The organism is Pantoea sp. GW821-FHT03E06, from assembly GCF_059420725.1.
In genome coordinates this window covers 3089519-3102024 of sequence record NZ_JBWKUG010000001.1, presented here as the reverse complement: position 1 = coordinate 3102024, position 12506 = coordinate 3089519, and the positions used below count along the sequence as shown (strand labels likewise).

Below are 12506 nucleotides of genomic sequence, written 5' to 3'. Positions count from 1 at the left end.
ATTATAGACAGAACGAATATAATCTTCATCTGTTTGTGTAGGTATTACAGGCGCAGGTGAATTCCCATCCCCACCACGTTACACTTCCGGCAGTAAAAAATTCAATGGTAGTTAAGCATGTCTCAGGACCAACCGCCGGTGCGGGCGACGTTAAGAAAAGATGGTTTTACCTTTAAGCAGTTTTTTGTAGCGCACGATCGCTGTGCGATGAAAGTCGGTACGGATGGCGTATTAATCGGTGCCTGGGCTCCGGTTGCGGGTGTGCGCCGCATTCTCGACATTGGCTGCGGTAGCGGGCTAATTGCGTTAATGCTGGCCCAACGCACGCCGCAACCGGTTGAAATTGATGCGGTTGAACTGGAAGCCAATGCGGCGAGCCAGGCGCAGGAAAATATGCAGGCCTCGCCGTGGGCGGATCGAATAACGGTCCATCATCAGGATATCGTGAGCTGGAGCGAGCAGTGTGAAAAGCGCTACTCACTGATCGTCAGTAATCCACCTTTCTTTGCGCCAGGGATGGCTTCCAGCAGCGCAGAGCGAGATGCCGCGCGCAGCACCACCACGCTCGATCATCGCACGCTGCTGCGCTGTGCCGCACAGCTGATCGAAGAAGAGGGCCTGTTTTGCGTGGTGCTGCCCGCTGAGGCGGGTGAAACGCTGATTTCGCTGGCGCAGGCGGATGGATGGCATCTGCGTTATCGTTACGACGTTGCCGCTTATGCCCAGCGTCCGCCGAATCGCCTGGTGCTGGGCTTTTCACCCACCGCTGGCGAAACGTTGCTGGAACGTCTTGCCATTCGTAATGAAGATAAAAGCTATTCAGCAGATTGGCTCAGCCTGGTCAAAGCGTTCTACCTATTCCGCTAACTTTTAGGCTGCAGGATGGTGGGTAACGCGTCGGCAAGGAGCTCGGGATTGTCGAGGGTGAAGTGCAGCCCGCGGCTCTCTTTGCGCTCCAGCGCACAGCGCACCATCAGCTCGGCAACCTGTACCAGATTGCGCAGTTCCAGCAGATTGTTAGAGAGGCGGAAGTGAGCGTAGTACTCATCGATCTCCTGCTGCAGCAAATTGATACGCCGTAGCGCGCGCTCCAGACGTTTGGTGGTGCGCACAATGCCCATGTAATCCCACATAAAGAGCCGCAGCTCATGCCAGTTGTGCTGGATAACAACCCGTTCATCTGCATCATCTACGCGGCTCTCATCCCATGCAGGCAAATGTTCGACTGCGGTGACATCGGGTAGGCTAGCGATCATGTCTTCAGCCGCTGACCATCCATAAACCAGGCACTCCAGTAGCGAATTTGATGCCATCCGATTCGCGCCATGCAAACCGGTGTAGCTGACTTCGCCAATGGCATACAGCCCGTCAACGTCGGTACGGCCCTGTTGATCGACCATCACGCCGCCGCAGGTGTAGTGTGCTGCGGGTACGATGGGAATCGGATCTTTGGTGAGATCGAGGCCAAACGTCAGCAGCTTTTCATAGATCATCGGGAAGTGCGCACGCACAAAACTCTCCGGCTGATGGCTGATGTCGAGATACATGCAATCAACGCCCAGGCGTTTCATCTCGTGATCGATGGCACGGGCCACGACGTCGCGCGGCGCCAGCTCGGCGCGTTGATCAAAATCTGGCATAAAGCGCGTGCCGTCGGGACGCAACAGCCAGGCACCTTCACCGCGCAATGCTTCGGTTAACAGGAAGTTCTGCGCCTGCGGATGGAATAAACAGGTGGGATGGAATTGATTGAATTCCAGATTGGCCACGCGGCAGCCGGCGCGCCATGCCATGGCAATACCATCGCCCGATGCGACATCGGGGTTGGTGGTGTACTGATACACTTTCGCCGCACCGCCTGTCGCTAGCACCACGGCGCGCGCGCGGCAGGTTTCTACCTGTTCACGATTGCGGTTCCAGATCCACGCGCCCACTACGCGACGTTTCCCTGGCAGGCCGAGTTTATCGGAGAGGATCAAATCCACCGCATTAGTGCGTTCAATAATACGGATATTGGGATGGCTAAGCGCCTGGCTTACCAACGTGGTTTCCACCGCGCGACCGGTGGCATCGGCACTGTGCAGAATGCGACGATGACTGTGGCCGCCTTCACGCGTGAGGTGGTAACGTGCTTCCCCATCACCGTGCGGCTCTTTGTCAAAGGCGACGCCATTATCAATCAGCCATTGCACGCAATGACGCGCGTTGCTGGCAATAAAGTTTACGGTGTCGCGATCGCACAAGCCTGCACCGGCAATCAGCGTATCTTCCACATGCGATTCAATGCTGTCGGTTTCATCAAATACTGCCGCGATTCCGCCTTGGGCATAGAGAGTTGAACCCTCATTGACCTGGGCTTTGCTCAGCACGGTAACCTGATAATGCGGTGCCAGACGTAATGCTAATGACAAACCTGCGGCACCGCTTCCGACGATAAGCACATCACACTGATATTCAGGGAGCGTAGTCATAATGTTTAATTTACTAAACAAAAGGTGGCTTGAGCATAAGCCCGGATGCGGTTGCTGTGAAGTATTTTGAACAAGATGCGTGGAAAAATTATCCAGCAAAGAGAGATTGTAACGCGATATCAGTGAGTTAAGTTGAAAAATAAACAGAACGTGTTTTTTATATCAAACACTCTGAAAATTCAGGTAATAAAGATGAAAATGCAGGCGTCATAAGGTACTCTGCCAGCGATTATCGGTGCCGCAAAAGACACCGCCAGTGTGGCAAGTCGCTACACTGAAAGACAATCAACAACAATGATGTCGTGGTTCCGATACGGAAAAATTCTGATCGTAGTGAACTTCAGGCCAACAGATCACTCTAAGCGCATGCTTGCTCAGAACAATGAGATGTGCTGGCAGTTCACTTACGCATAAAAAAGTTTTGGGGAGACATTACCTCGGATGAGCGAGCAGTTAACGGATCAGGTTCTCGTTGAGCGGGTTCAGAAGGGAGATCAAAAGTCCTTTAATCTACTGGTGATTCGTTACCAGCATAAAGTGGCGAGCCTGGTTTCACGCTATGTTCCTTCAGGCGATGTGCCTGACGTGGTTCAGGAATCTTTTATTAAAGCGTATCGCGCACTGGAATCATTCCGTGGCGACAGCGCCTTTTATACATGGCTGTACCGCATTGCGGTTAACACAGCGAAAAATTATCTGGTTGCTCAGGGGCGACGTCCACCATCCAGCGATGTGGATGCGATTGACGCGGAAAATTTTGAAAGTGCAGGCGCACTGAAAGAAATTTCGAACCCTGAGAACTTAATGTTGTCTGAGGAACTGAAACAAATCGTCTTTCGCACCATTGAGGCGCTTCCCGAAGATCTTCGTATGGCTATTACCCTCAGGGAATTGGATGGCCTAAGTTACGAAGAGATTGCCGTCATCATGGATTGTCCGGTTGGTACCGTACGTTCGCGTATCTTCCGTGCACGAGAGGCTATTGATAATAAAGTTCAACCGCTTATCCAACGTCAGTGATAACGGCTACTGGAAGGGTACCAAAGCATGCAGAAAGAAAAACTTTCCGCTTTAATGGATGGTGAAACTTTAGATAACGAAGTGTTGGCATCGTTGTCCAGGGATACGGATCTTCAGCAAAGCTGGGAAAGCTACCACCTCATCCGCGACACCTTGCGAGGTGATATCGGAGAAGTGCTGCATTTTGATATCTCCGCACGCGTGGCTGCGGCCATCGAAAATGAGCCAGCGCGCAAAGTGACTCCGCTGATCCCTGAAGCGCAGCCTGAGCCGTCTCGTTATGAGAAAATGCCGTTTTGGCGCCGCGGTGGGAGCTGGGCTGCTCAACTGACTCAGGTTGGTGTGGCGGCTTGCGTATCACTGGCAGTCATCGTTGGTGTTCAGCATTTCAACAGTTCTCCAACGGGCAGTGCTACTGAAGCCTCTGATTCACCAGCATTTAATACGCTGCCGATGATGGGTAAAGCATCGCCAGTTAGCTTGGGCGTGCCTTCAGAAGCATTTGATACCAACAGCTCTAACCAGCAGGTGCAGGAACAGCGTCGTCGCGTGAATGCCATGCTGCAGGATTATGAGTTGCAACGTCGTCTGCATGCCGATCAGGTTCAGTTTGAAAAGAACGATCCGCAACAGGCTCAGGCTAATGTTCCCGGAAATCAGTCGTTAGGAACTCAGCAGCAGTAATGAAGCAGCTTTGGTGTGCCGTTAGCCTGCTGGCAGGCAGCCTGTTTTGCTCATCTATCGCCTCGGCGCAGACCTCTGCGTCCGGGGCGTTGTTGCAACAGATGGAGCAGGCAAGCCAGAACCTCAACTACGAATTTGCCTACATCAATGTCTCGCGCCTTGGCATTGAATCTCTGCGTTATCGTCACGCGGTTATCGACAATCGTATCTTCGCCCAACTCTTGCAGATGGATGGGCCGCGCCGTGAAGTCATCCAGCGTGGTAATGACATCAGCTATTTCGAGCCAGGATTGGATCCTTTCTCGCTGCCGGGCAATCACATTATTGATGCGCTACCTGGGTTAATGTTCGCGGACTTCTCCCGTTTGGGTGAGGCCTACGATTTCATCCCGGTGGGGCGCTCGCGCATGGCCGATCAGCTGTGTGAAGTGGTACGCATCGTGTCACGTGATGGTACGCGCTACAGCTATGTGGTGTGGCTGGATGTCGATACCAAATTGCCGCTGCGGATCGATCTGCTGGATCGTGATGGCGAAACGCTGGAGCAGTTCCGCGTGATCAGTTTTGCCGTCGATGAAGGCGTACGTAATTTGATGCAGGGGCTGGAAAAGGCCAACTTGCCGCCTTCGCTATCGTTACCGGCTGGTGACAAAGTTGAACTCAGTTGGCAGCCAAACTGGCTTCCGGCGGGCATGAAGCTGATTTCACAAAGCCGACGTGATATTCCGTCGATGAACAAAACCGTTGAATCTCGTCTGTATAGCGATGGCTTATTTAGTTTTGCCATCAATATCACCCCTGCCGATAAAAGCAGTAGCGTGCAAGCATTGCGCACTGGGCGTCGTACGGTGCAGACAGAAGTGCGCGATAATCGTGAAATTACGGTGGTGGGTGAATTACCGCCCGCCACTGCCAAACGTATTGCGGACAGTATAGATTCGGGTGCACAAAAATGATGAGAGAATGGGCCACCGTTGTGGCGTGGAAAGAAGGTGTTGCCACGCTGCACACGGAAGCAAAAACCTCGTGTAATAGCTGCTCAGCACGCAAAGGCTGTGGCAGCCACGCACTTAATCAGCTGGGCCCTAAAAACGCACACGTGATGACAATCGCCAGCGCTGAGCCGCTCCAACCGGGTCAGCGTATTGAGTTGGGCATCCGTGAAAGTAGCCTTTTGGGTTCAGCGTTGCTGGTTTACATGACGCCGCTGTTTGGCCTGTTTTTAGTTGCAGGGATTTTTCAGATGCTGTTCCACAGCGATTTAGCGGCGGCCTGTGGCGCGCTGTTGGGCGGAATCGGTGGCTTTATTGTCGCTAAAGGTGTTTCTAACTTATTTGGCGATCGCGAGGCTTTTCAGCCCGTGATTCTCAGCGTTGCGTTACCTCCTGATGCACTGCGTGTGGAAAACGAAGCTTGATCCCCATCAGGCCGCGTCTAGTGCGGCCTTTTTCGTTCTGCTTAATCTCTGAATTCTGTTGCGATTCCCCACAGTTCCATTCTTTAACGCGCGACGTTAACAGTGTAATATGCGTCGTCATTAATGAGGCCGACAAGGTTTCGGGGAAAGCTCCCTTTCCTGAAAGTGTCTGTGCTCAAGTTTTCCACTGATTTTTTACGTGAAGATATTCATATAAATGAAGCACATACGAAATTTCTCCATCATCGCTCACATCGACCACGGCAAATCAACGCTCTCTGACCGTTTGATTCAAATTTGTGGTGGCCTGAGCGATCGTGAGATGGCTGCGCAAGTTCTTGACTCAATGGATTTGGAACGTGAGCGCGGCATTACCATTAAAGCGCAGAGCGTAACGCTCGATTACAAAGCGCTGAACGGTGAAACTTACCAGCTCAATTTTATCGATACTCCGGGTCACGTTGACTTCTCCTATGAAGTATCCCGTTCGCTGGCGGCGTGTGAAGGAGCATTGCTGGTGGTCGATGCAGGACAGGGCGTTGAAGCACAGACGCTGGCAAACTGCTACACCGCAATGGAAATGGATCTGGAAGTGGTACCGGTACTGAACAAAATCGACCTGCCTGCGGCCGATCCTGAGCGTGTGGCGGAAGAGATTGAAGATATCGTCGGCATCGATGCGACCGATGCGGTACGCTGCTCGGCGAAAACCGGCATCGGCGTGCCCGATGTGTTGGAACGTTTGGTGCGTGATATTCCGCCGCCAGAAGGCGATCCAGAAGGTCCTTTACAGGCGCTGATCATCGACTCATGGTTCGATAACTATCTTGGTGTGGTGTCGCTGATTCGCATTAAGAACGGCACGCTGCGCAAAGGCGACAAAGTGAAGGTCATGAGCTCTGGCCAAAGCTATAACGCTGACCGCTTAGGTATCTTCACGCCAAAACGCGTTGATCGCAACGAGTTGAACTGCGGTGAAGTAGGCTGGTTGGTGTGCGCGATTAAAGACATCCTCGGCGCGCCAGTGGGCGATACGCTGACCTTGCAGCGCAATCCGGCGGAAAAAGTGTTGCCGGGCTTCAAAAAAGTGAAGCCACAGGTTTACGCTGGCCTGTTCCCAATCAGTTCCGACGACTATGAAGCATTCCGTGATGCGCTGGGCAAACTGAGTCTGAACGATGCGTCACTGTTCTACGAGCCAGAGAGCTCAACCGCGCTGGGCTTCGGTTTCCGCATCGGCTTCCTCGGTCTGTTGCACATGGAGATCATTCAGGAACGTCTGGAGCGCGAGTACGATCTCGATCTGATCACCACCGCGCCAACCGTAGTGTATGAAGTGGAAACCACCGACGGTCAAACGATTTACGTCGACAGCCCGTCGAAATTGCCACCGCTGAATAACATCGCCGAACTGCGCGAGCCGATCGCTGAGTGTCATATGCTGCTGCCGCAGGAGTTCCTCGGCAACGTCATTACGCTGTGTATCGAAAAACGTGGCGTGCAAACCAACATGGTTTACCACGGCAAGCAGGTCGCGCTGACGTACGAAATTCCGATGGCTGAAGTGGTACTCGATTTCTTCGACCGTCTGAAATCAACGTCTCGCGGTTATGCGTCGCTGGATTATAACTTCAAACGTTTCCAAACCTCTGACATGGTGCGTGTCGACGTGATGATTAACTCAGAACGTGTTGATGCGCTGGCGCTGATTACTCACCGTGATAACTCGCAATATCGTGGCCGCGATCTGGTGGAGAAGATGAAAGATCTGATCCCTCGTCAGCAGTTTGATATTGCGATTCAGGCGGCAATCGGCAACCACATTATCGCTCGCTCAACGGTCAAGCAGCTGCGTAAAAACGTCCTGGCGAAATGCTATGGCGGTGACGTTAGCCGTAAGAAGAAACTGTTGCAGAAGCAGAAAGACGGTAAGAAGCGAATGAAGCAGGTCGGCAACGTTGAGCTGCCGCAGGAAGCATTCCTTGCCATTCTGCATGTCGGTAAAGACAGCAAATAAGGATTTTTAATGGCTAACATGTTCGCCCTGGTTTTAGTGATCGCCACGCTGGTCACTGGCATTATCTGGTGTATCGATCGCTTTAAATGGGCTCCGGCTCGTCGTGCTAAACAAGCTGCGGCACAGGCGCAGGCAGGCAACGCGCTCGACAGTAAAACGTTGGCGAAAGTCGCAGCGCAACCGGGTTGGGTTGAAACTACGGCATCGGTATTCCCGGTGCTGGCGGTGGTGTTGATCGTGCGTTCATTTATTTTTGAGCCGTTCCAGATTCCATCAGGTTCAATGATGCCAACGCTGCTGATTGGCGACTTCATCCTCGTAGAGAAGTTTGCCTACGGTATTAAAGATCCGATTGCGCAAAATACGCTGATCCCTACCGGTCATCCGCAGCGTGGTGATGTCGCGGTCTTCAAATACCCGAAAGATCCAAGCGTCGATTACATCAAGCGCGTGATTGGTTTGCCGGGCGACAAAGTGGTGTTTGATCCGTACAGCAAAACCCTGACTATCAATCCGGGTTGCAGCAGCGGCAATTGCGACACGGCACTGCCGGTGACGTACACTAACGTTGAGCCAAGCAACTTCATTCAGACCTTCAGCGGTTTCGATGGTAATGAAACCGGCAACGGCTTCTTCGAAGCACCGCAGGGCGAAACCATGAAGGGCGGCCTGCGTCTCGGCACGCGTAAAGAGACATTGGGCAACGTAACGCACGATATCTTGTTAGTAAACGAAGCGCAGAGTCAGGCAAGCATGTATTATCAGCAGCCGGGTCAGCCGCAATCGACCTGGATTGTGCCGGAAGGGCAGTATTTCATGATGGGTGATAACCGTGATAACAGCGCCGACAGCCGCTACTGGGGCTTTGTGCCCGAGAAGAATCTGGTCGGCAAAGCGGTTGCTATCTGGATGAGCTTCGAGAAACAAGAAGGACAGTGGCCGACCGGCGTGCGCTTTAGCCGCATTGGTGGGATTCACTAATTAGCTTTAAAAAAAGGTTGGCCTTCCGTAAGGGAGGCCAGTGCACACGAAACAGAACAGGTTGGTACGCAGCCCTGTTTCGTATGCAGAGTGACAGACGCACAGAACAACTGGAATCGCATGAACCCCATTGTCATTAACAAGCTGCAGCGCAAACTGGGCTACACTTTTACTCATCCGGATTTATTGCAGCAGGCATTGACGCACCGTAGTGCCAGCAGTAAACACAATGAACGTCTTGAATTCCTTGGCGATTCTATTCTCAGCTACGTGATCGCTAATGCGCTTTATCACCGCTTCCCGCGCGTCGATGAAGGCGATATGAGCCGCATGCGTGCCACGCTGGTGCGCGGCAATACGTTGGCAGAGATGGCGCGTGAATTTGACCTCGGCGAATGTTTACGTCTTGGTCCGGGCGAGCTGAAAAGCGGCGGTTTCCGTCGGGAATCGATTCTCGCGGATACGGTTGAGGCGCTGATTGGCGGCATTTTCCTTGATAGCAGCATTCAGACCGTCGAAAAGCTGATTCTTGATTGGTATCACTCGCGTCTGGAGCAGATCAGCCCAGGCGATAAGCAAAAAGATCCGAAAACGCGCCTGCAAGAGTATTTGCAAGGGCGTCACCTGCCGCTGCCCTCGTATCTGGTGGTACAGGTGCGTGGCGAAGCCCACGATCAGGAATTCACCATTCACTGTCAGGTGAGTGGTATGGCAGAACCGGTGGTGGGCATTGGTTCCAGCCGCCGTAAAGCCGAGCAAGCTGCCGCCGAACAGGCATTAATTAAGCTTGGCCTCGAATAAATAAGTCACATCGCAGCGTCGAAAGCGGCGCTGCCCAAGTCAGGACTCGAATGAGCGAACTCGAAACATATAGCGGCTTTGTCGCGATTGTAGGCCGACCAAACGTCGGTAAATCCACTTTGCTGAACCAGTTGCTGGGGCAGAAGGTGTCGATCACTTCACGCAAGCCGCAAACCACGCGTCACCGTATTATGGGCATCCACACCGAAGGCGCTTATCAGGCGATCTACGTGGATACGCCAGGGCTGCACATGGAAGAGAAGCGGGCGATCAACCGCTTGATGAACCGTGCAGCCAGCAGCTCCATCGGAGATGTTGAGCTGGTGATCTTTGTGGTTGAAGGCACGCGCTGGACGCCAGATGACGAGATGGTGCTTAACAAGCTGCGTGATAACAAAATTCCTGTGGTATTGGCGATCAATAAAGTCGATAACATTCAGGATAAGAGCATTCTATTGCCCCATCTGCAGTTCCTCAGCCAGCAGATGAACTTCCTTGAAATCGTACCGATCTCTGCGGAAAGCGGCAAAAACGTTGACGCTATTGCAGCGATTGCGCGCAAATGCCTGCCAAAATCTGAGCATCATTTCCCGGAAGATTACGTCACCGACCGATCGCAGCGTTTTATGGCATCTGAGATCATCCGTGAAAAATTAATGCGCTTCCTTGGCGCTGAGCTGCCTTATTCCGTCACCGTAGAAATTGAGCAGTTTGTCTCTAACGATCGCGGCGGCTATGACATCAATGGCCTGATTCTCGTTGAGCGCGAAGGCCAGAAGAAGATGGTGATCGGCAATAAAGGCGCCAAGATCAAAACCATCGGCATTGAATCGCGTAAAGACATGGAAGAGATGTTTGAGGCGAAAGTGCATCTTGAACTGTGGGTTAAAGTGAAATCTGGCTGGGCGGACGATGAACGTGCGCTGCGCAGCTTAGGTTACTCTGACGAAGGTTAATCGATGGAAGGCTGGCAACGCGCCTTTGTGCTGCATAGTCGCCCTTATAGCGAAACCAGCCTGCTCCTCGATCTGTTCAGCGAAAGCGAAGGGCGCGTCCGCGTCCTTGCCAAAGGCGCCCGTTCGCGCCGCTCTCAATTAAAAGGCGCGCTGCAACCCTTCACGCCACTGCTGGTGCGCTGGGGCGGCCGCGGCGACGTCAAAACGCTGCGCAACGCCGAAGCCGTTTCACTGGCATTACCGCTGAGCGGCATCACGCTCTACTGCGGGCTGTACGTTAATGAACTGCTTTCACGCGTGCTGGAGCAGCAAATTCCCTTCTCTGACATGTTCTTCGATTATCTGCATTGCATCCAAACGCTGGCGGCAGGCAACGGCTCGCCTGAACCGGCGCTACGCCGCTTTGAGCTGGCGCTACTGGGACATCTTGGTTACGGCGTGGATTTCCTGCACTGCGCCGGCAGCGGCGAAGAGATCGCCGATGAGATGACCTACAGCTATCGTGAAGAGAAAGGGTTTATTGCCAGTTTGGTGGTGAACCAGCGTAGCTTTACCGGCCGTCAGCTGCGGGCAATATGGGAACGTGATTTTCCGGATGCTGATAGCCTGCGCGCTGCTAAACGCTTTACGCGCATGGCACTGAAGCCCTATCTTGGTGGTAAACCGCTGAAGAGTCAGGAGCTGTTTCGCCAGTTTGTGCCAAAAAAGAAACCCGATGTGGCAAACGACTAGCGCTGGTTCTACCGCCTGATATATTCAGCACGGTACACTGCAAACACACTGAACACATTTAAGGATTGTCATGGCTGAGTTGCTGTTAGGCGTCAACATTGACCACATTGCTACCGTGCGCAATGCGCGTGGCACAAACTATCCCGATCCGGTGCAGGCCGCGTTTGTTGCCGAGCAGGCCGGTGCCGACGGCATTACCGTGCATCTGCGTGAAGATCGTCGCCACATTACCGACCGCGACGTGCGCATTCTGCGTGATACCATTCAGACGCGCATGAATCTGGAGATGGCGGTCACGGACGAGATGATCGACATCGCCTGCGAAATCAAACCACACTTCGTTTGCCTGGTGCCGGAAAAGCGTCAGGAAGTCACCACCGAAGGTGGGCTGGATGTGGCTGGCCAGCAGGATAAAATCAATGCGGCGGTGCGTTTGCTAAGTGAAGCGGGGATTTTGGTGTCGCTGTTTATCGATGCCGATCATCGCCAGATTGAAGCCGCCGTTGCCAGTGGCGCGCCCTATATTGAAATTCACACCGGCGCGTACGCCGAAGCGCCAGAAGGTCTCGAGCGCCAGGCTGAGCTGTCGCGTATCCGAAAAGCCGCTACCTTCGCGGCCAGCCTTGGCCTGAAAGTGAATGCCGGCCACGGTTTGACCTACCATAACGTACAGCCGATTGCTGAACTGCCTGAGATGCATGAGCTGAATATCGGTCACGCAATCATTGGTCGCGCGCTGTTTAGCGGTTTGGCGGATGCGGTTACTGAGATGAAACAACTGATGCGGGAAGCGCGTCGCTAATGGCGATTCTCGGACTTGGCAGCGACATCGTAGAGATCGAGCGTATCGCGGGCGTGATTGAGCGATCCGGCGATCGCCTGGCGCGCCGCGTATTGAGCGAAGCCGAGTGGCAGCAATATCAGGCGCACCAGCAGCCGGTGCGCTTTCTTGCCAAGCGTTTTGCGGTAAAAGAAGCGGCCGCGAAAGCGTTCGGTACCGGCATTCGCGGTGGCCTGGCGTTCAATCAGTTTGAAGTGTACAACGACGCGCTGGGCAAGCCGGGGTTACGTTTCTTTGAACAGGCTAAAGTGATTGCCAGCCAGCTCGGCGTACAGCACGTGCATGTGACGTTAGCGGATGAACGCCATTACGCTTGCGCGACGGTAATTATCGAGAACTAAGGGTGCAACACCACAAACTTCTCCCACAGCATCTCACGACTTTCCGGGTGCTGTGGATCCGCAATAATGGTGTTATCAATCGGGCAGACGCTTTGGCAGGTCGGCACATCATAATGGCCCACGCATTCGGTGCAGCGGTCAACATCAATCTCATAGATCGCGTCGCCTAAGCTGATTGCCTGATTTGGGCATTCAGGTTCGCACATATCGCAGTTGATGCATTTTGTGGTGATGAGTAGGGCCAT

General features: G+C 53.3%; 14 protein-coding genes. 12 read left to right on the top strand and 2 right to left on the bottom strand.

Annotated elements, in window-relative coordinates:
* Positions 1 to 117 precede the first annotated feature (117 nt).
* Complete coding sequence (trmN, locus tag AC07WB_RS14470; RefSeq protein ID WP_345828694.1) at positions 118 to 867, top strand: tRNA(1)(Val) (adenine(37)-N(6))-methyltransferase TrmN; 750 nt, start codon at positions 118 to 120, stop codon at positions 865 to 867.
* Here the strand turns inward: trmN and nadB are convergent.
* On the bottom strand, positions 864 to 2471 hold the full coding sequence (nadB, locus tag AC07WB_RS14465) for an L-aspartate oxidase (RefSeq protein WP_097096394.1): 1608 nt from the start codon (positions 2469 to 2471) through the stop codon (positions 864 to 866). The two genes, trmN and nadB, sit on opposite strands and share 4 nt — an antisense overlap.
* A 441-nt stretch (positions 2472 to 2912) precedes the next feature.
* On the opposite strand from nadB, the gene rpoE reads away from it, so the two are divergent.
* The 11 genes from rpoE to acpS all read left to right on the top strand — a co-directional run bounded on the left by rpoE (position 2913) and on the right by acpS (position 12261).
* Complete coding sequence (gene rpoE, locus AC07WB_RS14460) at positions 2913 to 3491, top strand: RNA polymerase sigma factor RpoE (RefSeq protein ID WP_007886161.1); 579 nt, start codon at positions 2913 to 2915, stop codon at positions 3489 to 3491.
* 27 nt (positions 3492 to 3518) lie between these two features.
* Positions 3519 to 4175, top strand: a complete 657-nt coding sequence (gene rseA, locus AC07WB_RS14455) for an anti-sigma-E factor RseA (RefSeq protein WP_400456851.1) — start codon at positions 3519 to 3521, stop codon at positions 4173 to 4175.
* Positions 4175 to 5131 carry a sigma-E factor regulatory protein RseB gene (rseB, locus tag AC07WB_RS14450; protein ID WP_097096396.1) on the top strand — a complete coding sequence of 319 codons (957 nt, stop codon included), beginning with the start codon at positions 4175 to 4177 and terminating at the stop codon, positions 5129 to 5131. Before rseA ends, rseB begins: the two co-directional genes overlap by 1 nt.
* Positions 5128 to 5592 carry a SoxR-reducing system protein RseC gene (rseC, locus tag AC07WB_RS14445; protein WP_097096397.1) on the top strand — a complete coding sequence of 155 codons (465 nt, stop codon included), beginning with the start codon at positions 5128 to 5130 and terminating at the stop codon, positions 5590 to 5592. Before rseB ends, rseC begins: the two co-directional genes overlap by 4 nt.
* 217 nt (positions 5593 to 5809) lie before the next feature.
* On the top strand, positions 5810 to 7609 hold the full coding sequence (lepA, locus tag AC07WB_RS14440) for a translation elongation factor 4 (protein ID WP_097096398.1): 1800 nt from the start codon (positions 5810 to 5812) through the stop codon (positions 7607 to 7609).
* Between the two features lie 9 nt (positions 7610 to 7618).
* The gene (gene lepB / locus AC07WB_RS14435) at positions 7619 to 8590 is read left to right on the top strand and encodes a signal peptidase I (RefSeq protein WP_097096399.1); all 972 of its coding nucleotides are present in this window, start codon (positions 7619 to 7621) and stop codon (positions 8588 to 8590) included.
* Between the two features lie 120 nt (positions 8591 to 8710).
* Positions 8711 to 9391: a ribonuclease III gene (gene rnc, locus AC07WB_RS14430; protein ID WP_036620136.1), complete on the top strand. Its 681-nt coding sequence runs from the start codon at positions 8711 to 8713 to the stop codon at positions 9389 to 9391.
* A 50-nt stretch (positions 9392 to 9441) separates the two neighbouring features.
* Positions 9442 to 10347, top strand: coding sequence for a GTPase Era (era, locus tag AC07WB_RS14425; protein WP_494940713.1), 906 nt, complete (start codon positions 9442 to 9444; stop codon positions 10345 to 10347).
* A gap of 3 nt (positions 10348 to 10350) precedes the next feature.
* Positions 10351 to 11079 carry a DNA repair protein RecO gene (gene recO, locus AC07WB_RS14420; protein ID WP_097096400.1) on the top strand — a complete coding sequence of 243 codons (729 nt, stop codon included), beginning with the start codon at positions 10351 to 10353 and terminating at the stop codon, positions 11077 to 11079.
* 70 nt (positions 11080 to 11149) lie between these two features.
* Positions 11150 to 11881: a pyridoxine 5'-phosphate synthase gene (gene pdxJ, locus AC07WB_RS14415; RefSeq protein ID WP_097096401.1), complete on the top strand. Its 732-nt coding sequence runs from the start codon at positions 11150 to 11152 to the stop codon at positions 11879 to 11881.
* Entirely contained in the window at positions 11881 to 12261 is a 381-nt protein-coding gene (gene acpS, locus AC07WB_RS14410; RefSeq protein ID WP_007886180.1) for a holo-ACP synthase, read from the top strand. The genes pdxJ and acpS overlap by 1 nt, the downstream gene beginning before the upstream one ends.
* Here the strand turns inward: acpS and AC07WB_RS14405 are convergent.
* Entirely contained in the window at positions 12258 to 12506 is a 249-nt protein-coding gene (locus tag AC07WB_RS14405; RefSeq protein ID WP_345828705.1) for a YfhL family 4Fe-4S dicluster ferredoxin, read from the bottom strand. The two genes, acpS and AC07WB_RS14405, sit on opposite strands and share 4 nt — an antisense overlap.

What these genes read in the sequence shown, in the direction of transcription:
- pdxJ (WP_097096401.1), top strand. Translation starts at nt 11,150, where the DNA reads ATGGCTGAGTTGCTGTTAGGCGTCAACATTGACCACATTGCTACCGTG.
- rseC (WP_097096397.1), top strand. Translation starts at nt 5,128, where the DNA reads ATGATGAGAGAATGGGCCACCGTTGTGGCGTGGAAAGAAGGTGTTGCC.
- trmN (WP_345828694.1), top strand. Translation starts at nt 118, where the DNA reads ATGTCTCAGGACCAACCGCCGGTGCGGGCGACGTTAAGAAAAGATGGT.
- recO (WP_097096400.1), top strand. Translation starts at nt 10,351, where the DNA reads ATGGAAGGCTGGCAACGCGCCTTTGTGCTGCATAGTCGCCCTTATAGC.
- rseB (WP_097096396.1), top strand. Translation starts at nt 4,175, where the DNA reads ATGAAGCAGCTTTGGTGTGCCGTTAGCCTGCTGGCAGGCAGCCTGTTT.
- rpoE (WP_007886161.1), top strand. Translation starts at nt 2,913, where the DNA reads ATGAGCGAGCAGTTAACGGATCAGGTTCTCGTTGAGCGGGTTCAGAAG.
- lepB (WP_097096399.1), top strand. Translation starts at nt 7,619, where the DNA reads ATGGCTAACATGTTCGCCCTGGTTTTAGTGATCGCCACGCTGGTCACT.
- nadB (WP_097096394.1), bottom strand. Translation starts at nt 2,471, where the DNA reads ATGACTACGCTCCCTGAATATCAGTGTGATGTGCTTATCGTCGGAAGC.
- era (WP_494940713.1), top strand. Translation starts at nt 9,442, where the DNA reads ATGAGCGAACTCGAAACATATAGCGGCTTTGTCGCGATTGTAGGCCGA.
- lepA (WP_097096398.1), top strand. Translation starts at nt 5,810, where the DNA reads ATGAAGCACATACGAAATTTCTCCATCATCGCTCACATCGACCACGGC.
- AC07WB_RS14405 (WP_345828705.1), bottom strand. Translation starts at nt 12,506, where the DNA reads ATGGCCCTACTCATCACCACAAAATGCATCAACTGCGATATGTGCGAA.
- rnc (WP_036620136.1), top strand. Translation starts at nt 8,711, where the DNA reads ATGAACCCCATTGTCATTAACAAGCTGCAGCGCAAACTGGGCTACACT.
- rseA (WP_400456851.1), top strand. Translation starts at nt 3,519, where the DNA reads ATGCAGAAAGAAAAACTTTCCGCTTTAATGGATGGTGAAACTTTAGAT.
- acpS (WP_007886180.1), top strand. Translation starts at nt 11,881, where the DNA reads ATGGCGATTCTCGGACTTGGCAGCGACATCGTAGAGATCGAGCGTATC.